The organism is Pelovirga terrestris (assembly GCF_014773365.1).
GTDB lineage: Bacteria > Desulfobacterota > Desulfuromonadia > Desulfuromonadales > Geopsychrobacteraceae > Pelovirga > Pelovirga terrestris.
Window position 1 is genome coordinate 140,975 of record NZ_JACWUN010000005.1, and the last position, 20,322, is coordinate 161,296.

Sequence of the window (20,322 nt, forward strand, 5' to 3'; positions counted from 1 at the left end):
GGACTATTCTTCTTCCAACAGATCAACATCAAGACAAAGGGCCTGCAGCTCTTTGATCAGAACATTGAAGGACTCGGGCAAACCGGCTTCCAGGGTGTGCTTACCCTTAACGATGGCCTCATACATGCGGGTTCGACCAGCCACGTCATCCGATTTAACCGTCAAAAACTCCTGCAGTGCATGGGCAGCACCGTAAGCCTCCATCGCCCAGACCTCCATTTCACCGAGGCGCTGACCGCCAAACTGCGCCTTACCACCCAATGGCTGTTGAGTGACCAGGCTGTACGGTCCGATGGAACGGGCATGGATCTTGTCATCGACCAGGTGATGGAGCTTGAGCACGTACATGATGCCGACGGTAACCTTCTCTTTGTAGGCTTCTCCGGTTTTACCATCGTAGAGTGTCATCTGGCCGCTTCTGGCGAATCCGGCACGTTCGAGTTCGTTCTTGATCTTTTCTTCGTTGACGCCCTCGAAGACCGGCGATGCCATGGGCACGCCATACTGCAGACGGCGACCAAGAGTACGCAGGTCATCTTCATCGAGACCATCAATAAAGTCGTCCAGTTCCGGATCAGCATAAGCGGTCTTGATCTGCTTTTTAAGAGCGGCCTCGCTGTACTGCTCATCCAGTACCTTTTTTATCTGGTTACCAAGACCACGGGCAGCCAGGCCCAAATGCGTCTCAAGGATCTGGCCCACGTTCATCCGTGACGGAACCCCCAGAGGGTTCAGTACGATCTCAACCGGCGTACCGTCCTCCATGTAGGGCATATCTTCCTGTGGCAGAATGCGCGAAAGAACACCTTTATTACCATGGCGACCGGCCATCTTGTCACCAACCTGAAGCTTGCGCTTGATGGCGATATAAACCTTGACCATCTTGATGACACCCGGGGGCAAATCATCTCCACGTTTACATTTTTCGATCCGGTCCTCAAACACGGCATTTACTGCCTGCTCGCGCTCAGCCAGTCGCGCCAGCAGATTACTGACCTTGCTTTCAATGTCATCGCTGCCGGCAATGGAGATGTCCTGGATGCGAGAGAAAGGAACCTGGTTAAAGGCTTCCTCAGTTATTTTACGGCGCTTGGGCAACAGCACATTGCCGTCCTTATCCTCGACGGAAACGGCAGCAGTCTGGCCAACCAGCAACGAGCTCAGCTTCTTGCGGGTAGAGGCTCTTAGAATACGAATCTCATCTTTTAAATCATTACGCAGCTGTTCAATCTCACGCGCTTCAATCTGCTCAGTGCGCGCGTCCTTGTCTGAGCCTTTGCGCGAGAAGACCCGGGCACCAATAACAACGCCCTCCTCTCCCGGTGGAACCCGTAACGAGGTATCGCGCACATCGCCGGCTTTTTCGCCAAAAATAGCACGCAGCAGCTTCTCTTCGGGTGAGAGTTGGGTCTCGCCCTTGGGGGTAATCTTACCAACCAGGATATCGCCCGCCTTGACGCTGGCGCCGATGCGGATAATACCCGACTCATCCAGATCACTCAGGGCATCCTCACCTAGGTTGGGGATATCATCGGTAATTTCTTCTTTACCGAGCTTGGTATCACGAGCGACACACTCAAATTCTTCAATATGGATCGAGGTATAACGATCATCCTGAACCAGCTTTTCGGAAATCAGGATAGAATCCTCGAAGTTGTAACCATGCCAGGGCATAAACGCGACCAGGACATTCTGACCGAGGGCCAGCTCACCCCACTGGGTTGATGGGCCGTCGGCGATCACGTCACCAGCCTTGACCCGATCGCCAATTTTAACGATCGGTTTCTGATTGATACAGGTGTTCTGGTTGGAACGGCTGAATTTGAGAAGATTGTAGATATCGACCCAGGTACCGGTTTCTTCCATATCCTTGTCGTCAACCTGGACAACGATACGCTCGGCATCAACCCGCTCTACCACGCCATCGTGGCGAGCAACGATGGAGCTGCCGGAATCGTGGGCAACAATCCGCTCCATGCCGGTACCGACCAGCGGCGCATCAGAACGCAACAAGGGAACCGCCTGACGCTGCATGTTCGACCCCATCAAGGCCCGGTTGGCATCATCATTTTCCAAAAATGGAATCAGCGCAGCGGCAACCGAAACAATCTGTTTCGGCGACACATCCATCAGGGTGATCTCGTCAGGGGTCAAGAGCAGAAATTCACCATTACGACGAACGTTGACAAGGTCGTTAATAAAGACATTGTTTTCGTCGATCGGGGCGTTGGCCTGGGCGATGGCATGGCCCTCTTCCTGGAGCGCTGAGAAATATTTGATTTCGTTCGTCACCTGCGAGTTGCTGACCACCCGGTAGGGAGTTTCAACAAAACCGTATTCATTGATCCGCGCATAGGTTGACAAAGAGGCAATCAAACCGATATTCGGCCCTTCCGGCGTTTCAATCGGACAGACCCGGCCATAATGCGTAGGGTGAACGTCCCGCACCTCAAAACCGGCCCGTTCACGGGTCAAACCACCCGGTCCCAAGGCTGACAAACGACGCTTGTGGGTCACTTCGGAAAGGGGGTTGGTCTGATCCATAAACTGCGATAGCTGCGATGATCCGAAAAACTCCTTGACGACCGCAGATACCGGCTTCGAATTGATCAGGTCATGAGGCATCAGGCTGTCAACATCCTGCAGACTCATGCGTTCCTTGATGGCCCGTTCCATCCGCACCAGACCAACGCGATACTGGTTCTCCAACAATTCCCCAACCGCCCTGACCCGGCGATTACCCAGATGATCAATGTCGTCAATTGACCCCTTGCCGTTACGCAGGTCAATAAGGTAGCGTACCACAGCAAGGATGTCATCCCTGGTGAGGGTGGACTGTTCGAGGGGAGACTCGAGCCCGAGCTTGTGGTTCAACTTAAGCCGGCCGACAGCGGAAATATCATAGCGATCAGGGTTGAAGAACAGGCTTTCAAACAGGGCGGTCGCAGTCTTGACGGTGGGTGGATCGCCCGGACGCAAGCGGCGGAAAATCTCAATAATACCATCTTCCGCAGTGTCGATCTTATCCGTGCGCAAGGTGTCGCTTAAATAGGAGCCGACATAGAGATGATCAATGAACAGGATATTGAAATCATGGACGCCACGCTCTTTGAATTCAGTAAGTTTTTCTTCGGTCAGTTCAGCATTGCACTCGATCAATACTTCGCCGGTCGCCTCATCAATAATGTCGGTGGCAATAATCTTGCCGAGCAGCTCTTCGGTTGTGACCGGAACAAACTCGAGCCCCTCTTCCTTAAGCTTGCGGATAGCTGCGCGAGTAAATTTCCGGTTGGCTTTCACCAGAATCTCACCATTGCTTGAGGTAACATCCGTGGCGGCACGCTGGCCGGCAAGCAGATCATAGTTGACCCGCTTGACATATTCCGTACCGTTCCATGAAATTTCTTCGAAATCGTAATAATGCTTCAGCAGCTCTTCGGTAGTGTAGCCCAAGGCCTTGAGCAGCACTGTCGCCGGCAATTTACGCCGGCGATCGATCCGCACCCACAGCAGATCTTTGTGATCAAAATCAAAATCCAGCCAGGAACCGCGATAAGGAATAATGCGGGCGCTGTAAAGAACCTTCCCACTGGAATGGCTTTTGCCTTTATCGTGGGAGAAAAAGACCCCGGGAGAACGATGCAACTGGCTGACAATAACCCGCTCGGTACCATTAATAATGAAGGTACCATTCTCCGTCATCAGCGGAATTTCACCAAAATAAACTTCCTGCTCCTTGATGTCCCGAATGGACTGGGTACCTGAGTCTTTGTCCGTATCGAGAGTTACCAGGCGGACCTTGACTTTCATCGGTGCGGCAAAGGTCATGCCACGCTGATGACATTCATCGACATCGTACTTGGGCGTACCAAGATCATAGGATACGTACTCCATAGAGCAGGTATCACTGAAATCACGAATGGGAAAAACCGAGCGAAAAACTGACTCAAGGCCACCCTGCTTGCGCGCAGGGGCAGGGATGTCAGCTTGTAAAAAACGGGAATAGGAAGTTTTTTGAATATCGATAAGGTTCGGAATATCGATGATATTCGAAACCTTCGCGAAGTGCTTCCTGAGGAGCGGATTATTCGCAAACGAATAGGCCATGGTTTCTCCTTCGGGTCAAAATCAAAAGGCCGGTTAAGACAATTAAGCACCTGCTGCAGGCCAGAGATTCAAGTAGCAAAACAGATCGTCATCATCGATCTGAGTTCTCGAATCAGAGCCGAAACAAGGGTTTCCAAACAACGAGAATAGCCAAGGCCGCACTGCGACCTTGGCTAATGCTCAACTATAAACGTACTATTGCTATTTCAGCTCCACGCCGGCGCCAGCTTCTTCAAGCTGCTTTTTGATATCTTCAGCTTCGGCCTTAGAGACTGCTTCTTTGACCGGGTTAGGGGCACCATCAACCAGATCCTTGGCTTCTTTCAGGCCCAGGCCGGTGAGGGCACGAACAACCTTGATAACGTTAATTTTTTTCTCGCCGGCACTGGTAAGGATAACATCGAACTCATCCTTCTCTTCGGCGACCTCTGCAGCAGGACCGGCAGCGGCAGCAACTGCAACCGGTGCAGCCGCTGAAACGCCAAACTTTTCTTCCAATTCTTTGACAAATTCAGACATTTCAAGAACGGTCATGTTCTCAAGAAATTCAACAACTTGCTCTTTAGTTACTGCAGCCATTTTTTCCTCCGTAAGGTATATGTATGTAGCGATATTTTTTTAAAGTTTAAGTAGCGCCTGGTCAAGCAGCCTTGCTTTGACCAATGGCATTTAACACCTGAACCAACGAACGCGGAATCGCTGCCAGAGTACCAACAAAGTTGGATGCCGGTGCATTCATTGAAGCAAGAGCCTTAGCCAACAGTTCTTCGCGGCTCGGCAGATCCGCAAGGGCATTAATGTCTGCAACGGTGAGCAGCTTGCCACCGAGAACGCCTGCCTTTAATTCAAAAGCCTGAACGTCCTTGGCAAACTTGGTGAGAATCTTGGCTGGGGCAACTGGATCGGCACCTGCCAGGGCAATAGCAGTCGGCCCCGCGCAAAAGCTCTGTAAGGGTTCAGCAGAAGTGCCTTTGGCTGCCAGTTTGATCAGATTATTTTTAACAACCCGATACTCAACCCCGGCCTGGGTTAATTCACGCCGTAGTCTGGTTGCCTGATCAACGTTAATACCTCGATAATCAGCCAGAAAGCTGGCATCAGTCTCAGCAAATCGCTGTGCCAGTTCTTGAACAACCTGTTCTTTTTCTGTTCTGTTCATTCACTCTCCTCCTTTCTTTAAGATCGTGGGATCTTCATGTCCCGACCAAGCCAGCTTGAGGGAGAGCGGTGACCTATTGTCATAGCACCCTGCAGCCTCGGCAGGTGGAAAACCATTAAATGCACTAATGCATGCCTGCTGTCTTTGACTTAGAGTCTGTGTTATTTAATCATCGCCTGAAGCGCAGGTATGTCGAGATGGATACCTGGACCCATGGTGCTCGACAACGACATTTTCTTCAGGTAAATCCCCTTGGACGTGGAAGGCTTTGCTTTGACCAGCGCATCAAGAAGAGACAAAATATTTTCTTTAAGCTTGTCTGGATCAAAAGATATCTTGCCTACCGGAGCATGGACAATACCGGCTTTTTCTACCCGGTATTCAATCTTTCCCGACTTTGCCTCTTGCACTGCACGGGCCAAATCCATAGTGACGGTACCGACCTTCGGGTTAGGCATCAGGCCACGCGGTCCGAGCAAACGACCGATCTTGCCGACCACGCCCATCATGTCTGGGGAAGCAATAGCCGTATCGAAATCGAACCAGCCACCCTGAATTTTTTCAGCGAGGTCGTCAGCGCCAACATAGTCAGCGCCTGCAGCTTCGGCTTCTTGAGCTTTTTCGCCTTTAGCGAAAACCAGAACCCTGACGGTTTTACCTAATCCATTCGGCAAAACATGGGCTCCGCGCACCATCTGATCAGCTTTACGTGGATCGACACCAAGACGCACGCTGACCTCGACGGTCTCGTCAAACTTGGCGAAAGCCGATTTTTTTAACAACTCCAGGGCCTCATCGATGCCATAGGTGCGGGTACGATCTACGAGCTCTTTTGAACTTTTAATATTCTTACCAGTTGCCATCTTTTTTCACTCCACACTCGCCATTTCAGGCGATTTCAATTCCCATGCTGCGCGCCGTACCCTCGATAATCCGCACCGCAGCATCTTCAGAAAACGCATTGAGGTCAGGCATCTTCAGACGAGCAATTTCAAGAACCTGATCGCTGGTAACTTTCCCTACCTTGTCTTTGTTGGGAACGCCGGAACCTTTTTTAAGGCTGGCTGCCCGCAACAAAAGAACCGCCGCCGGCGGGGTCTTCGTGATAAACGAAAAAGAACGATCAGCAAAAACCGTGATAACGACAGGAATAATCAAGCCATCCTGATCCTGAGTTTTGGCATTGAACGCCTTACAGAACTCCATAATATTGACACCATGCTGACCTAACGCCGGACCTACCGGCGGCGAAGGATTAGCTTTACCAGCAGGGATCTGCAACTTAATCTGTCCTACAACTTTCTTGGCCATTACCGACTCCTTAAACGTCCAAAACCTTTACCCCAGCAACACTCAACTGGTTTTTTCGACTTGAATGAATTCCAATTCAACCGGGGTAACCCGACCAAAAATACTGACCATGACCTTCAGGGTTCCACGATCGGGCCTAACATCTTCAACAATACCGGTGAAATTCAGGAAGGGACCATCAACAACCCGTACTGTTTCCCCGACATCGAACTCTACCTTGGGTTTAGGCTTTTCGACGCCCTCTACCATTCGGTTGGTAATCTTGGCAACCTCGTCTTCGGGAATCGCCGGAGGATTGACACCACCCCCGACAAATCCGGTTATCTTTGCCGTTCCGGTAACCACATGCCAGGTCTCATCGTTTAACACCATCTTAACCAGGATGTATCCAGGAAAGAACTTGCGCGTTGAGGTTTTACGTTCGCCTTTGCGCATTTCAACAACCGTTTCAGACGGAATCAAAATCTCTTCAAAAAGATCTTCAACTCCGGCAGAACGAATTCTTTCTTCGAGGCTTAGCTTCACCTTGTTTTCATAACCAGAATAGGTGTGTACGCCGTACCATTTCATTGCCATGAAAAAGCCTTTTACTCCCGTCAGCCCAGAACCACCTGGATCAGGCGCGAGAGAATCATATCAACAACTCCCAGATAAACTGCACAGAACATGACAACAATAATGACAACCATGGTTGAACCATAGGTATCTTTTTTTGATGGCCAGGTAACTTTTTGTAATTCTTCTTTTACATTGCCAAGAAATGTGTTCAGTTTTCCAGTCATTTTTCCGTCAGCCTCACTGGGTGGAGCTTATTTAATAAGTGGCAGGCCAGGAGGGATTCGAACCCCCAACACCCGGATTTGGAATCCGGTGCTCTAGCCATTAGAGCTACTGGCCTGCAAAAGAACCCAGGCAGCTTGTAGCAAGCTACTTGGTTTCCTTGTGGGTTGTATGGCGCTTACAAAAGCGACAGTACTTGTTAAACTCCAGCTTGTCCGGAGTATTCTTCTTGTTCTTTGTTGTCGTGTAGTTCCGGCGCTTGCACTCGGTGCAGGCAAGGGTGACAATGTCACGCATAATAGCTACCTCGTAAAATCCCTCCCGAGTAGATCGGGAGGGATCAGTTCAGCTTGATTCTTAAGGTTGTTACTCAATCACTTCACTGACAACGCCGGCGCCGACAGTACGGCCACCTTCGCGGATTGCAAAGCGCAACTCTTTATCCATCGCAATCGGGGTGATCAGATCAACCGTCATAGCGATGTTATCGCCCGGCATGACCATCTCAACGCCTTCCGGCAGCTCGACAATCCCGGTCACGTCGGTGGTCCGGAAATAGAACTGGGGACGGTAGCCTTTGAAGAAGGGGGTATGACGTCCTCCTTCTTCCTTGGTCAGGATGTAGGCTTCGGCCTTGAACTTGGTGTGCGGGGTGATACTGCCGGGCTTGGCCAGCACTTGGCCACGCTCGATATCTTCACGCTTGACGCCGCGCAACAGGATGCCGACATTGTCGCCGGCCTGCCCCTGATCGAGCAGCTTGCGGAACATCTCGACGCCGGTAACAACCGTCTTGACGGTGGGCTTCATGCCGACGATGGCAACTTCTTCCTGCACCTTGATGATGCCGCGCTCGATCCGCCCGGTGGCAACAGTACCACGGCCGGAGATGGAGAAGACATCTTCAACCGGCATCAGGAACGGACGGTCAATCGCCCGCTCGGGCTCGGGGATGTAGCTGTCAACGGCGTCCATCAGCTCGAGAACCTTGTTCTTGCCGATCTCGTCGTCACGCCCTTCGAGGGCGGCCAGGGCACTGCCGGCGATGATCGGAATATCATCACCAGGGAAATCGTAGCTGGACAGCAGCTCGCGAATTTCCATATCGACCAGCTCAAGCAGTTCTTCGTCATCAACCATGTCGGCTTTGTTCAAAAAGACAACCATCGCCGGTACGCCAACCTGACGGGCGAGCAGGATGTGCTCACGGGTCTGGGGCATCGGGCCGTCGGCGGCTGAAACAACCAGAATGGCGCCGTCCATCTGCGCGGCTCCGGTGATCATGTTCTTGACATAGTCGGCGTGACCGGGGCAGTCAACGTGAGCATAGTGACGGTTCTCGGTCTCGTACTCAACGTGGGCGGTGGCGATGGTGATACCACGCTCGCGCTCTTCGGGGGCGTTGTCGATCTGGTCAAAGGCTTTGACCTCACCTTTGCCCATCTTCTCTGCCAGAACCCTGGTGATCGCAGCGGTCAGGGTGGTCTTGCCATGGTCGACGTGACCAATTGTTCCAACGTTAACGTGCGGCTTTAACCGCTCAAATTTTGCCTTCGCCATTGTAGAATCCTCCTTAGTTTTCTCAACACCTGGTTACTTAATAAAAAATATCCTGCTTACCGCAACTAAGATAAAGCCAATACCACTGAAAAACATTGCATGTAATCTTGCAAAAAAATGGAGCCCACAACCAGATTTGAACTGGTGACCTCATCCTTACCAAGGATGCGCTCTACCGACTGAGCTATGTGGGCCTGGTGCGCTACCTTTTTCTGCAGAGACATAAAATGGAGCGGGAAACGGGACTCGAACCCGCGACCCTCAGCTTGGAAGGCTGACGCTCTAGCCAACTGAGCTATTCCCGCCCAAAATTTACAGCCGATAAGCCTTAATCAGGACGCCAGGCCTGCCACTGCCCCAGTACATATGGCTTATCAGCCTCCTGGCGCACAGTTAACGAACCCTTGTCCGGCAAGTTTTTTATGGTGGAGGGGGGAGGATTCGAACCTCCGAAGTCGCTGACGTCAGATTTACAGTCTGATCCCTTTGGCCGCTCGGGAACCCCTCCAGGGGAACCTGCATCTATTTAATTGTCGGGCTAGCCCGTTATTACCTAATGGAGCTGGCGAGAGGAATTGAACCCCCAACCTACTGATTACAAGTCAGTTGCTCTACCGATTGAGCTACGCCAGCACAAGAAGCGACTTATATACCAGAAAAAACCGGAATGCAAGAAAAAAACCTCGCAACACCCCGGCACTTATTCCGCGCTGACAGCGCCGTCTTATAGAGCATCGGCTGGGATGATGTCAACAATAAAGCAACAAAACTTTTGCTGCGACCGGCTCAGCGATGTTGTCGCCTCTGACGGACGATCTCGAACAAAGCAATCCCCGCTGCCACCGAAGCATTAAGGGAACTCAAAACACCTTCCATAGGTATGGCCAACAGGGCATCGCAATGATTACGGATGTTGGGGCGCAAACCGCTACCCTCACTACCGACAACCAGAGCGACAGGACCGTCCAGAGGGAAGGCAAACAGGTCTTTAGCCTCAGCTTCACCAGCAAGGCCGTAACACCAGACCCCTGCCCGCTTAAATTCTTTCAGGGTGCGGGCCAGATTGGTGACCTGACACAAGGGCAGATGAGCCAGGGCACCGGCCGCTGTCTTTTCAACGACCGGGGTTACCGGACAGGCACGATCTTTGGCGACAATTACGCCATGACAGCCTGCCCCTTCGGCGCTACGCACCAGGGCGCCAAAATTATGCGGGTCGGTAATACCATCGAGGACCAGGAAAAACGCAGCGTTTTCTGACTGATTAGCGCGCTCAAGCAACTCCGGCAAAGAAACATAACGAAAAGGCTCGAGTTGGAGGATAACTCCCTGATGACGATCATGACCTATCAGGCGATCAAGATCATGGCGACTGAGTTGCCGTACGCCAACCTGCCGCCTTGTCGCCTGTTGCCGTAACAACTCGAAACGTTGCTGGTGACTGTTTTCGACCAGCAACAGCTCCAGCGGTCGCCGACCATCACCGGCAAGGGCCTCAGCTACAGGGTTAATACCATACAGGTAATCAGCCATCAACCCTCCAGCGCAGCGCTGATTTCTTCCAGAATCTGTCCGGCTGCAGCCAAGGGGTCAGCCGCTGCAGAAATCGGTCGACCGATCACCAGGGCAGTAGCCCCGGCAGCAATCGCCGCCGCCGGCGTCATAATGCGCTTCTGATCATCCACAGCAGCAAAAGCCGGGCGTACACCGGGGGTAACAATGGCGAAATCCTCACCACAGGCGGCGTGAATCAGGGCGGCCTCTCGAGGAGAGGCCACGACCCCGTCAAAACCGGACGCCTGCGCCAATCGCGCCAGACGCACCACCATCTCATCAACTGGCCGCTCAATGCCGATTTCCGCCAAGGTTGCCTGATCAGAGGATGTCAGGATGGTCACCGCCAGCATCTGCGGACGCGGGCAACCGGCCTGATGACAATAGCCCTCAACTTGCTCGACAGCAGTACGCATCATTTGCCCACCACCCAATGCGTGGACATTGAATATTCGTACACCGAGCCGGGTCGCTTCGATCGCCGCCTTGGCGACGGTATTAGGAATATCGTGATATTTTAAATCAAGAAAAACATCCGCTCCCTGCGCAACCACCATCTTTACTACTGCCGGTCCACAGCGGGTAAAGAGTTGCTTGCCAATTTTGAACACCCCGACCTTATCTTTAAGGGTTTCAACCCAGTAACGTGCCTGGTCAAAATCATCAACATCCAGGGCAAAAATCAAACGGTCCTTGGCTCTTTCGTTCATTCATCTCTCCCGGCCAGAGCACGCGCCTGCGCGGTACTCTCCTGAACACATGATATAAGTGGACGGGCCTGCTCAGCACTGAGCTGCTGCCTGACCGCCATACTTTTCAGATAGGCAACTTCTGCCAGAGAATCTATCAGTAATTTGGTTTTATCGCGCGACTCGAGCCCGTCCAGATTACTAACCAGGACCTGACCATCCAGGGTGCCGTCGGCACGAAATTCGGCGTCCCGCAAAACAAAGGAATAAGGTTGCGGCAAAACCCGCAACTCGAGGGCAATTTCTTCCATGAAACCGGGATTGTTTTGTTTCAACGGAACATGGAGCTTACGGAACAGGCTATTATAAATCGTCAGAATCTGTCCTAGGATCCCATCAATTTCCGTACCTGACGACTCATGCATCCGCAGCAAATCGCGCTCCAGCAAGCCATACAAAAGACGAATGCCGTCAAACTCCCGCACCCCTGACTTTCTGAACAGATCACGCGCCTTGAATTGACCAACTCCGGCCAGGTTGAGCATGCGCGTTTCGGTTTCGGTAAGATCCCCGACCTCTTTGCCGGTAGCATAGGGATAATAGTCGAGAGAGACCACCTTACGCATGAACAGGGCCTTCTCATCAAGGCGCCGCAGCCCCTCCATAATCATATTCTGGGTACTCATGGACAGCCGCAAGATATCTTCCTGTTCAACCGCCTTGGCTTCAAAATAGAAAGCACCACGGGCTGCGTTAAACAGATTATAAACGATATTTTCTACTTCACTGCGGGCGGCAGACCACAGATCCTTGGGGGAAACCGATGCCTGTTCAACCAGCAGCTTGCCTAACGTTGTGGTCTCAGTAACCTGCTCGCGCAGATGCTGAAGCTCCTGCTGCTCAATCTTGCCCAGGGAAAACAGGACCGAACCGATATCTTCGGCCTCAAAGGTACTGGTTGCAAAAACCACCTCACCCTGCTGGAAGTACAGCGACTTGCTGCCCCCGACAAGCACAATATGGAGAACTCCACTCTTGCGGAACATGTTGAAATAAGACAACAAGTCAGGGATTGCTCCCTCTTCCAGCACCCCCGCCAGCAGCACCTGGGCCTGGGGATCCGCCAGCAGCAGATGACCGGCGGAAACCGACAGCAACTCCAGCGGTGTTTCGGCGAGCAGCTGACAGACATCCGGCGGCAGACCGTGCAACGTCCCCTGTTTATCGACATGAAACCCTGTCATACCGCCTGATTCCGTGCGGTTGGCTGCGGCCCTATCACCTTAAGTTTCATCGGCCGCGGCAATACGTTGGCATAAAGCGGGGACAATCTCAGCCAGGGGGAGTGCGGACTGTTCACCGCTGGTCCTGATTTTCAACTCGACCGTCCCGTCCTGCAGCCCACGCGCACCAACCGTGATCCGCAACGGAATACCAACCAGGTCAGCATCTTTGAATTTAATTCCCGGCCGCTCATCACGATCGTCGAGCAGAACCTCTACGCCCGCTTCCAGTAGTTGTGCATAGATGTCCTCACTGGCCTGACGTACCTGCGCATCCTTGGGATTGAGCATCACCACCAGCACCTGGAACGGGGCCAACGGCAACGGCAACTTAAGGCCATGTTCATCGTGGTTTTGTTCTATAGCTGCGGCGACAGTACGGCCGACACCAATACCATAACAGCCCATCACCAGCGACCGACTTTGCCCCTGGTCATCAAGCACCGTCGCTGCCATGGTTTCCGAATATTTGGTGCCGAGCTTAAAGACGTGCCCCACCTCAATCCCCCGCCAGCTTTCAAAGCGCCCGTTTTTGCACCGCGGACAGGGGTCCCCCTGTTCAGCCCGGCGCAGATCGGCAAACTGGTCGATAACCAGGTCTCGCGGGTGACAAACCCCGACATAGTGACGATCAACAGCATTGCCACCGACGACATAACCACTCATGGTGCGGACTTCGTTGTCGGCGATCAGACGAGCATCCAGACCGATGGGGCCGGCAAAACCGATTGGCGCCCCGGTCACGTGCCGCACGACTTCTTCTTCGGCCGGAAGGACCCAATCAACATCCAGGAGATTAGCCAGTTTAATGGTATTGAGTTCACGATCACCGCGTAGCAGCACCGCCACGACCTCTTCCGCGGAGGTCTGCAGGATCAGGGTTTTCACCAGCCTGGCTGCGGGCAGATCAAGAAAAGCGGCAACCTCCTGAATGGTTTTCTGTTGCGGTGTCTCGACCAATTGCAGCTCCTGCTCGGGCGCCACAGCCTCCTGTTCAGTCCACAAGACCTCGGCCTTTTCAACGTTGGCGGCATATTCACAGGAATCGCAGGAAACAATAGCATCCTCCCCCGACTCTGCGAGGACCATAAATTCGTGAGAAAAGCTACCGCCGATCGCGCCACTATCGGCTTCGACCGCGCGAAAACGCAGACCACACCGCTGGAAGATGTTGCGATAGGCCTGATACATCTTCTGGTAGGAGATGTCCGCTCCGGCATCGTCAAGGTCAAAGGAATAGGCATCCTTCATGATAAATTCGCGCCCCCGCATGAGGCCGAAGCGCGGCCGGATTTCATCGCGAAATTTGGTTTGAATCTGATACAGATTCAGGGGCAATTGACGGTAGGAGCGAACCGTGTTGCGCACGATATCGGTCACCACTTCTTCGTGGGTTGGTCCCATACAGAAGTCTGCATCCTTGCGATCCTTGAAGCGCAACAGCTCTTTGCCGTATTTCTCCCAACGCCCCGATTCCTGCCACAGTTCGGCCGGATTGGCCATCGGCATCAGGCACTCAACGGCCCCGGCGCGATTCATTTCTTCTCGAATGATCTGCTCCATTTTGCGAATAGATCGTAATCCCAGCGGCATATAGTTGTAGATCCCGGCAGCGACTTTACGGATCATGCCGGCCCGCAGCATCAGCTGATGGCTGATGACCTCGGCATCGGCAGGCACCTCTTTTAAGGTGGGCAGAAGATATTGGGAGTAGCGCATGGTTTTTCCTGTAAATTTAGAAGTTGTAACCAAAACGGTCTGGCGACGAACCATGTCGCCGCGGCTTAGATTTTTTTATTTATTTATTACTTGGCTCCGCCTTGCTGGCTGCCGGACTAGTGGTCAACCAGCTACGAATGGTTAAGGTAAGCGAAAAAGCTAACCTGACGAAGCCTGCAAATGCAAGCACTTAACCACGGTTGGAGCCGATATGACTATTTTTGCCTGCCTGTCGCTCGGCAACCTCCTGCCAGGCGGCGGCAACCAGGGTATCGGCCAGCTCTGCTTGGGGCACCTTGCACACCAGTTTACCCCGCCGGAAGAGGATCCCCTCATTGCTGCCACCGGCGATCCCCAGATCGGCCTCCCGGGCCTCGCCCGGGCCATTGACGGCGCATCCCATAACCGCAATCTTAAGCGGCAGGGGAAGGTCCTGAAGCCGCGCCTCAACATCATTGGCAATCTCTATCAGGTCGATCCGGCAGCGCCCACAGGTGGGGCAACTGATGAAGACCGGCCCGCGCTCACGCAACCCGAGACATTTGAGAATCTCCCAACCCACCCGAACTTCCGTCACAGGATCACCAGTCAGGGACACCCGCAGGGTATCGCCGATTCCTTCACTGAGCAAAACGCCGAGGCCGACAGCACTCTTGATGGTGCCGCTGAATACCGTCCCGGCTTCGGTGATACCAACATGTAAGGGGTAATCAACCTGCTGGGCGAGCAGCCGATAGGCCGCTACCGTGCGACCGATGTCGGACGCCTTGAGACTGATCTTGATCTGCTCAAAAGACTCCTCTTCGAGCAGGCGGATGTGCCCCAGAGCACTTTCAACCATCGCCGCAGCGGTGGCCTGGCCATGCTTGTGCAATAATTCTTTTTCCAGCGAGCCGCCATTGACTCCGATACGGATCGGGATCTGCCGTTCCTGACAGGCCCGTACGACCTCGGCCACCTTCCAGCGTTCACCAATATTGCCGGGGTTGATGCGCAAACCGTCGATGCCGGCATCAATTGCCGCCAGAGCGAGACGATAATCAAAATGGATATCAGCCACCAACGGAATCTGACAGCCGGACCGAATCTGTTTCAGCGCTCGGGCAGCGTCCAGATCAGGCACCGCACAGCGGACAATGTCACAACCGGCCTGCTCAAGAGCAGTAATCTGGGATAGCGTCGCGGTAACATCCCTGGTGTCGGTACTGCACATCGACTGCACGCTGACTGGTGCATCACCACCAACCAGAAGCCTGCCAAGTTTGATTTGACGTGTTTTACGCCCCACAAAAGACCTCCGTCATGAACAGATAAAGCAGCGCAGCGCAGTTTACCCCATCACCAACCACCAGACAACCGACAATGTTTGACAGCGAATACACACAAGAAGTAGTGTGCTGCCTGCATTCTCGTATTTCTCCAACCAGGCAAAGACAGCCAGACACTCAACTATGATGAAAAAAACCCCTGAAAAGAAAAAAACCGGGCGTCCGAAACTTGACACCCTTAAGGTGACCATTACCGAGCTGGATAACGAGGGAGTCGGTACAGCCCGGGAAGATAACCTCACCGCCCTGGTCCAGGGCGCATTTCCGGCAGAAACGGTGGTGGCCGAGGTAGAGCATCGGGGACGCACCCATATCTTTACCCGCCTGCTCAAAATACTGCGCCGCTCTCCCTCGCGCACCGCCCAACCCGGTTGCCCTGTTGAATTAAGTTGCCTGGGCTGCCCACTGGTCAGCATGCAATACCAGGCGCAACTCCAATTTAAACAACAGCGGCTTGAGCGGGCCCTGACCGCGCTGATTCCCATAGAGAGCTTTTCCGCCCTGCCGGTGCTCCCCGCTGTCGATACCCTGGGTTACCGCACCAGCGCCAAGCTGGTGTTTGCCCGCCAACGGGAAAAACTGCTCCTTGGCCTCTACCGGCGCGGCAGCCACGACGTTGTTGATATTGCCGAGTGCCCGGTGCACCATCCGCTGATCAACCGCATCGCTACCATCGTGCGTGAGGATGTCGCCCGCCGGCAGGTTTCGGTATACAACCCGCGCCACCAGCGCGGTCTCTTGCGCTATCTGCTGATCCGGGTCAGCCCCGACAACAACCGCGCCCTGGTGACCTTCGTCTGCCATGACCGGGATTATCAGAATTTGCCTAAACTCGCAAAAAAACTGATCAAAAAGGTGCCGGAGGTGATCGGTGTTCATCAGAACATCAACAGTTCCAGCGGCAACGTGATCCTCGGCAATGAATCGATCAAACTCCTCGGCCATCCGGACCTGATTGAACAGGTTGGTGACATCAGGCTGCACATTGCCCCCGAATCTTTTTTTCAGGTTAATACCCGGCAAGCGACCAGAATGTATGCCCTGATCACCGACTGGGCAGCGCTGAGCGGCCGGGAAACGGTCGTTGACCTGTTCTGCGGCATTGGCGGCATTGCTCTGAGCCTGGCCAAAGGAGCACGGCACGTTATCGGCATCGAGATTGTTCCGGAAGCGGTGCGCAATGCTAAAGCTAACGCAACCCTTAACCAGCTGAGCAATTGTCGATTTATTGCCGGCGATGCGATGACGGAACTTGAGCGTCTTGCCGGCACTCCCGACCTGGTTACCGTCAATCCGCCGCGCAAGGGCTGTGGGGCTGAGTTGATCCGCCATATTGTCGCACTGCGCCCGGCTCAGATTATTTACGTCTCCTGTGATCCCGACACCCTGGCGCAGGACCTAAAACAGTTGCTGGCCGGCGGTTACCAGATCAAACGGCTGCAACCGGTGGATATGTTCCCCCAGACCGCCCATATTGAAACCCTGGTCCAGCTGGTTGCCGGGTAAGCTGGTTGGCTGAGCATTTATAATCAAATTCACTCTTTTTCAACAAAATTTGTGCTAAATTATCACCTGACCATCAACTCGGGGACGGGTATTTGTTGCTCTTTTTCTGAGTCAAAAGCAACAAACTGAACCTCAAGGAATTCTTCATGTTAGAGTTTGACTATCGGGGACATGCCTGCCCCTACCCGGTTATTGAAACGCGCAAACAGATGCTGGCCAATGCTGCTGACAAACTGACCGTACTGGTTGACGACGACGTCTGCCGCGACAATGTCACCCGCCTGGCGGGAAAAATGGGCTATCAAGCCACCGCAGTGGCTATTCCTGACGGTTATCGTATGGAACTGCTGCCGTCGGCCGGGCAGGCCGAAGCCGCCGGCCCGGCGCCACAGACAGCCGCGATCGGAGCTACCGTTATTTATTGTGGCAGCGACCGCATGGGCTCCGGTGACGACGATTTGGGTCGGGTGCTGCTGAAAAACTTTCTCATGACTCAACTCGAAATCGATCCGCTGCCGGCAGCTATCCTGTTTGTCAACAGCGCGATCCATCTGGTTTGTAGTGGGTCAGAGGTTCTTGAGACGTTGGAGGCACTCAAAACCGCTGGTGTTGATATTGCCAGCTGTGGCCTGTGCCTCGATTTCTACCACCGCAAAGATCAGCTTAAGGTTGGGCGCATCACCAATATGCTTGACATCGTTGATATCCAGCATCAGGCCGGGCGGGTCATTGCCCCCTGAGCGACATGTGCCGGTGCGCACTTTTAAGTCAAAGCGCCAACGACAAATAATGGATTGATGCGATTTTTTATGGCAAACGGCCAGATAAAAACCCTCTTATTACTTCCTCACTCTCAGGGAGCAACATGCTGAAACAACGTCGTAGTGGCATTCTGCTGCATCCCACCTCCCTTGCTGGGCCGCAGCATACCGGTTCTTTAGGACAGGAGGCGCGCGACTTTATTGATTTTCTCGTCGCCGGCGGACAATCAGTATGGCAGGTCCTGCCCCTCAATCCAACCGGTTACGGCAATTGCCCCTACAGTTGTTTTTCTGCTTTTGCCGGCAACCCCCTGTTGATCAGTCTGGCTGATCTTGCCCAAACTGACGATCTTGACGTTGCTGATCTGCCGCTTCCGGCAGCGATGGCCACCCATTGTGACTTTGCCGCTGCTTTTACTACCCAGACCCCCCTGCTGCGCAAAGCATGGCAGATTTTTTATAGTCAGAAGCAGACATCGCGTTATCAACGTTTCAGCGACTTTTGCCAGGCCCAACAGCACTGGCTGGACGATTACAGCCTGTTCGAGGCAATTCGCTCTCGCCACGACTTCCGCAACTGGCAGGACTGGCCGGAACCTCTGCGATGCCGTGATCGGGACGCCCTTGAACAAAGCCGATCGGAGCTTGCCGACGAGATTTTATGGCACAAGTATCTCCAGTTTGTCTTTTTTGAACAATGGTTTGCATTGCGCCAATACGCCCAACAACGCGGCGTCCTGATCTTCGGTGATCTGCCGATCTTTGTCGCCGAGAATTCGGCCGACGTCTGGGCTCATTCCCAGCTGTTTCATCTTGATGAACAACAGCGTCCGACATTAGTCGCCGGGGTCCCCCCCGATTATTTCAGTGCCACCGGTCAACGCTGGGGCAATCCCCTGTACCGCTGGGATCAGCTCAAGGAACAGAACTATCGCTGGTGGCTGCAGCGGTTCGATTGGAACTTCAGCCTGTTTGATCTGTTGCGGGTCGATCATTTCCGCGGATTTGTAGCCTCCTGGGCCATCCCGGCCCACGACCCGACCGCAGTGAACGGTCAATGGATGGACACCCCCGGACGAGAGCTGTTCGACCTGCTGGTCGAGCGCTATTCCCACCTGCCGATCATCGCTGAGGATCTTGGGGTGATTACTGCCGAGGTCGAACAACTGCGGGATGATTTTTCCTTTCCCGGCATGAAGATTCTGCAATTTGCTTTCGATTCAGACGCAAAGAACCCCTATCTACCCCATCATCATCGCCGTAATTCGGTGGTTTATACCGGCACCCACGACAACAACACTACCCTGGGTTGGTGGAGCCGGCTCGACGACAGGGTCAAAAGCCGGGTGAAGGAATATCTGGGATCGCGCGCCACAGATATGCCCTGGTTGCTGGTTGAAACCGCCATGGCCAGTGTCGCCCGGCTTAGCATCACCCCTTTGCAGGATATTCTCAGCCTTGATGAAGGAGCGCGGATGAACACCCCCGGCACCGCCACCGGCAACTGGTCATGGCGCATCAGCGAAAACGCCCTGGATGAATCTCTGCGCCGGCGACTCCGCGCAACAACACATCTCTACGGTCGCGACCTGTGCATCAGCACATAAATTTTCTAAAAAACACACAACTATTGTTGCTGATTTAACGCCTGTGCTATGGTTCGCGCGTTTAACGCAGTATCATCTTACATTGTGAACACCATATTTCGGAGGCTACCTTGAAAAATCGGATTCTCTATATCGTCTTATCTTTAACCATGACACTGCTGGTTGGGTGTCAGCAAAGCTCCAACAATCAAAGCGCCGGTACCCAGCCACAAACAGCATCCCCGACATCAACCTCTCAGGCACCAACCAATAACATCAGTGGGGATGTGGTTGAGACCATGAACGCGCTTGGCTACACCTATGTCCTGGTTGATACCGGCAGTGAACAGGTCTGGGCAGCGACCCCCCAATTTGCCGTGAGCGTTGGCGATCTGGTGGTTATTCCCGATGGGATGGCGATGCACAACTACCACAGCCAAACCCTCGATCGCACCTTTGATGTGGTCTATTTTGTTGAATCGATCCTCAATGCCAGTTCGGCAGCAGCCTCTACCGACACCCCGGCAGCAGACCAGATGCCGGCCGGTCATCCACCCATCTCCGGCATGGGCGGAGCAGCTGCCGCACCGATTACCGTGACCGCCCTCGAGAAACTCGAAAACGGACACAATATTGAAGAAATCCATGCGGCTCGTGACAACCTGTCCGGTCAGGAGATCAAACTGCGCGGCAAGGTGGTAAAATTCAGCCCACAGATCATGGGCACCAACTGGATCCATCTGCAGGACGGTTCGGGTAATCCGGCAGCAGGAACCCACGACCTGACCCTGACCAGCAACACCCAGCTCAAGGTTGGCGATGTGGTCATTGCCAGTGGCAAGCTCACCATCGATAAAGATTTCGGTCACGGTTACGCTTACGACCTGATCGTTGAAGACGCTGTCGTCAGCGTTGAGTAACCCGTAAACCCATCCCAAGGCTTTACACTCAGCCCTCCACCGTCTCCAGGTGGGGGGCT

17 protein-coding genes, 5 tRNA genes and 1 pseudogene are annotated in these 20,322 nt (G+C 53.5%); 4 read left to right on the plus strand and 19 right to left on the minus strand.

Annotation, left to right across the window (positions count from 1 at the left end; translation table 11 throughout):
* Nucleotides 1-3 precede the first annotated feature (3 nt).
* The 19 genes from rpoB to ispG all read right to left on the minus strand — a co-directional run bounded on the left by rpoB (nucleotide 4) and on the right by ispG (nucleotide 15,450).
* A complete protein-coding gene (rpoB, locus tag ICT70_RS06080; protein WP_191154509.1) occupies nucleotides 4-4,107 on the minus strand; it encodes a DNA-directed RNA polymerase subunit beta in 4,104 nt (1,367 codons plus the stop codon).
* 201 nt (nucleotides 4,108-4,308) lie between these two features.
* Complete coding sequence (gene rplL / locus ICT70_RS06085) at nucleotides 4,309-4,686, minus strand: 50S ribosomal protein L7/L12 (protein WP_191154510.1); 378 nt, start codon at nucleotides 4,684-4,686, stop codon at nucleotides 4,309-4,311.
* Between the two features lie 61 nt (nucleotides 4,687-4,747).
* Complete coding sequence (gene rplJ / locus ICT70_RS06090; RefSeq protein ID WP_191154511.1) at nucleotides 4,748-5,266, minus strand: 50S ribosomal protein L10; 519 nt, start codon at nucleotides 5,264-5,266, stop codon at nucleotides 4,748-4,750.
* 161 nt (nucleotides 5,267-5,427) lie between these two features.
* Nucleotides 5,428-6,129 (minus strand): 50S ribosomal protein L1, encoded by a 702-nt coding sequence (gene rplA, locus ICT70_RS06095; protein WP_191154512.1) that lies wholly within the window; start codon nucleotides 6,127-6,129, stop codon nucleotides 5,428-5,430.
* A gap of 25 nt (nucleotides 6,130-6,154) precedes the next feature.
* On the minus strand, nucleotides 6,155-6,577 hold the full coding sequence (gene rplK / locus ICT70_RS06100) for a 50S ribosomal protein L11 (RefSeq protein ID WP_191154513.1): 423 nt from the start codon (nucleotides 6,575-6,577) through the stop codon (nucleotides 6,155-6,157).
* A gap of 42 nt (nucleotides 6,578-6,619) precedes the next feature.
* Nucleotides 6,620-7,153 (minus strand): transcription termination/antitermination protein NusG, encoded by a 534-nt coding sequence (gene nusG, locus ICT70_RS06105; RefSeq protein ID WP_191154514.1) that lies wholly within the window; start codon nucleotides 7,151-7,153, stop codon nucleotides 6,620-6,622.
* Between the two features lie 20 nt (nucleotides 7,154-7,173).
* Nucleotides 7,174-7,359, minus strand: a complete 186-nt coding sequence (gene secE / locus ICT70_RS06110; protein WP_191154515.1) for a preprotein translocase subunit SecE — start codon at nucleotides 7,357-7,359, stop codon at nucleotides 7,174-7,176.
* Between the two features lie 39 nt (nucleotides 7,360-7,398).
* Nucleotides 7,399-7,475, minus strand: a tRNA-Trp gene (locus ICT70_RS06115).
* Nucleotides 7,476-7,504: 29 nt separating this feature from the next.
* Complete coding sequence (gene rpmG, locus ICT70_RS06120; RefSeq protein WP_191154635.1) at nucleotides 7,505-7,657, minus strand: 50S ribosomal protein L33; 153 nt, start codon at nucleotides 7,655-7,657, stop codon at nucleotides 7,505-7,507.
* Nucleotides 7,658-7,723: 66 nt separating this feature from the next.
* Nucleotides 7,724-8,917, minus strand: coding sequence for an elongation factor Tu (tuf, locus tag ICT70_RS06125; RefSeq protein ID WP_191154504.1), 1,194 nt, complete (start codon nucleotides 8,915-8,917; stop codon nucleotides 7,724-7,726).
* 118 nt (nucleotides 8,918-9,035) lie between these two features.
* Nucleotides 9,036-9,111: transfer RNA gene (locus ICT70_RS06130), tRNA-Thr, on the minus strand.
* Nucleotides 9,112-9,145: 34 nt separating this feature from the next.
* Nucleotides 9,146-9,222, minus strand: a tRNA-Gly gene (locus tag ICT70_RS06135).
* Nucleotides 9,223-9,340: 118 nt separating this feature from the next.
* A tRNA-Tyr gene (locus tag ICT70_RS06140) sits at nucleotides 9,341-9,425 on the minus strand.
* A gap of 49 nt (nucleotides 9,426-9,474) precedes the next feature.
* A tRNA-Thr gene (locus ICT70_RS06145) sits at nucleotides 9,475-9,550 on the minus strand.
* Nucleotides 9,551-9,703: 153 nt separating this feature from the next.
* Nucleotides 9,704-10,450, minus strand: a complete 747-nt coding sequence (gene rlmB, locus ICT70_RS06150; RefSeq protein WP_191154516.1) for a 23S rRNA (guanosine(2251)-2'-O)-methyltransferase RlmB — start codon at nucleotides 10,448-10,450, stop codon at nucleotides 9,704-9,706.
* Complete coding sequence (pyrF, locus tag ICT70_RS06155; protein ID WP_191154517.1) at nucleotides 10,450-11,181, minus strand: orotidine-5'-phosphate decarboxylase; 732 nt, start codon at nucleotides 11,179-11,181, stop codon at nucleotides 10,450-10,452. Before pyrF ends, rlmB begins: the two co-directional genes overlap by 1 nt.
* Nucleotides 11,178-12,404 (minus strand): DUF4388 domain-containing protein, encoded by a 1,227-nt coding sequence (locus ICT70_RS06160; protein ID WP_191154518.1) that lies wholly within the window; start codon nucleotides 12,402-12,404, stop codon nucleotides 11,178-11,180. Before ICT70_RS06160 ends, pyrF begins: the two co-directional genes overlap by 4 nt.
* Before the next feature lie 39 nt (nucleotides 12,405-12,443).
* Nucleotides 12,444-14,162 (minus strand): proline--tRNA ligase, encoded by a 1,719-nt coding sequence (locus ICT70_RS06165; RefSeq protein ID WP_191154519.1) that lies wholly within the window; start codon nucleotides 14,160-14,162, stop codon nucleotides 12,444-12,446.
* 190 nt (nucleotides 14,163-14,352) lie between these two features.
* Nucleotides 14,353-15,450, minus strand: coding sequence for a flavodoxin-dependent (E)-4-hydroxy-3-methylbut-2-enyl-diphosphate synthase (ispG, locus tag ICT70_RS06170; protein WP_191154520.1), 1,098 nt, complete (start codon nucleotides 15,448-15,450; stop codon nucleotides 14,353-14,355).
* A 163-nt stretch (nucleotides 15,451-15,613) separates the two neighbouring features.
* Between ispG and rlmD the strand changes: the two are divergent.
* The 4 genes and pseudogenes from rlmD to ICT70_RS06190 form a co-directional block, all read left to right on the plus strand.
* A pseudogene (gene rlmD, locus ICT70_RS06175) lies at nucleotides 15,614-16,987 on the plus strand (23S rRNA (uracil(1939)-C(5))-methyltransferase RlmD); the annotation flags it as partial.
* 155 nt (nucleotides 16,988-17,142) lie between these two features.
* Nucleotides 17,143-17,736, plus strand: a complete 594-nt coding sequence (yedF, locus tag ICT70_RS06180) for a sulfurtransferase-like selenium metabolism protein YedF (RefSeq protein ID WP_191154521.1) — start codon at nucleotides 17,143-17,145, stop codon at nucleotides 17,734-17,736.
* 125 nt (nucleotides 17,737-17,861) lie between these two features.
* Nucleotides 17,862-19,364 carry a 4-alpha-glucanotransferase gene (gene malQ / locus ICT70_RS06185; protein WP_191154522.1) on the plus strand — a complete coding sequence of 501 codons (1,503 nt, stop codon included), beginning with the start codon at nucleotides 17,862-17,864 and terminating at the stop codon, nucleotides 19,362-19,364.
* A 110-nt stretch (nucleotides 19,365-19,474) separates the two neighbouring features.
* Nucleotides 19,475-20,263, plus strand: a complete 789-nt coding sequence (locus ICT70_RS06190) for a DNA-binding protein (RefSeq protein WP_191154523.1) — start codon at nucleotides 19,475-19,477, stop codon at nucleotides 20,261-20,263.
* Nucleotides 20,264-20,322: the final 59 nt, after the last annotated feature.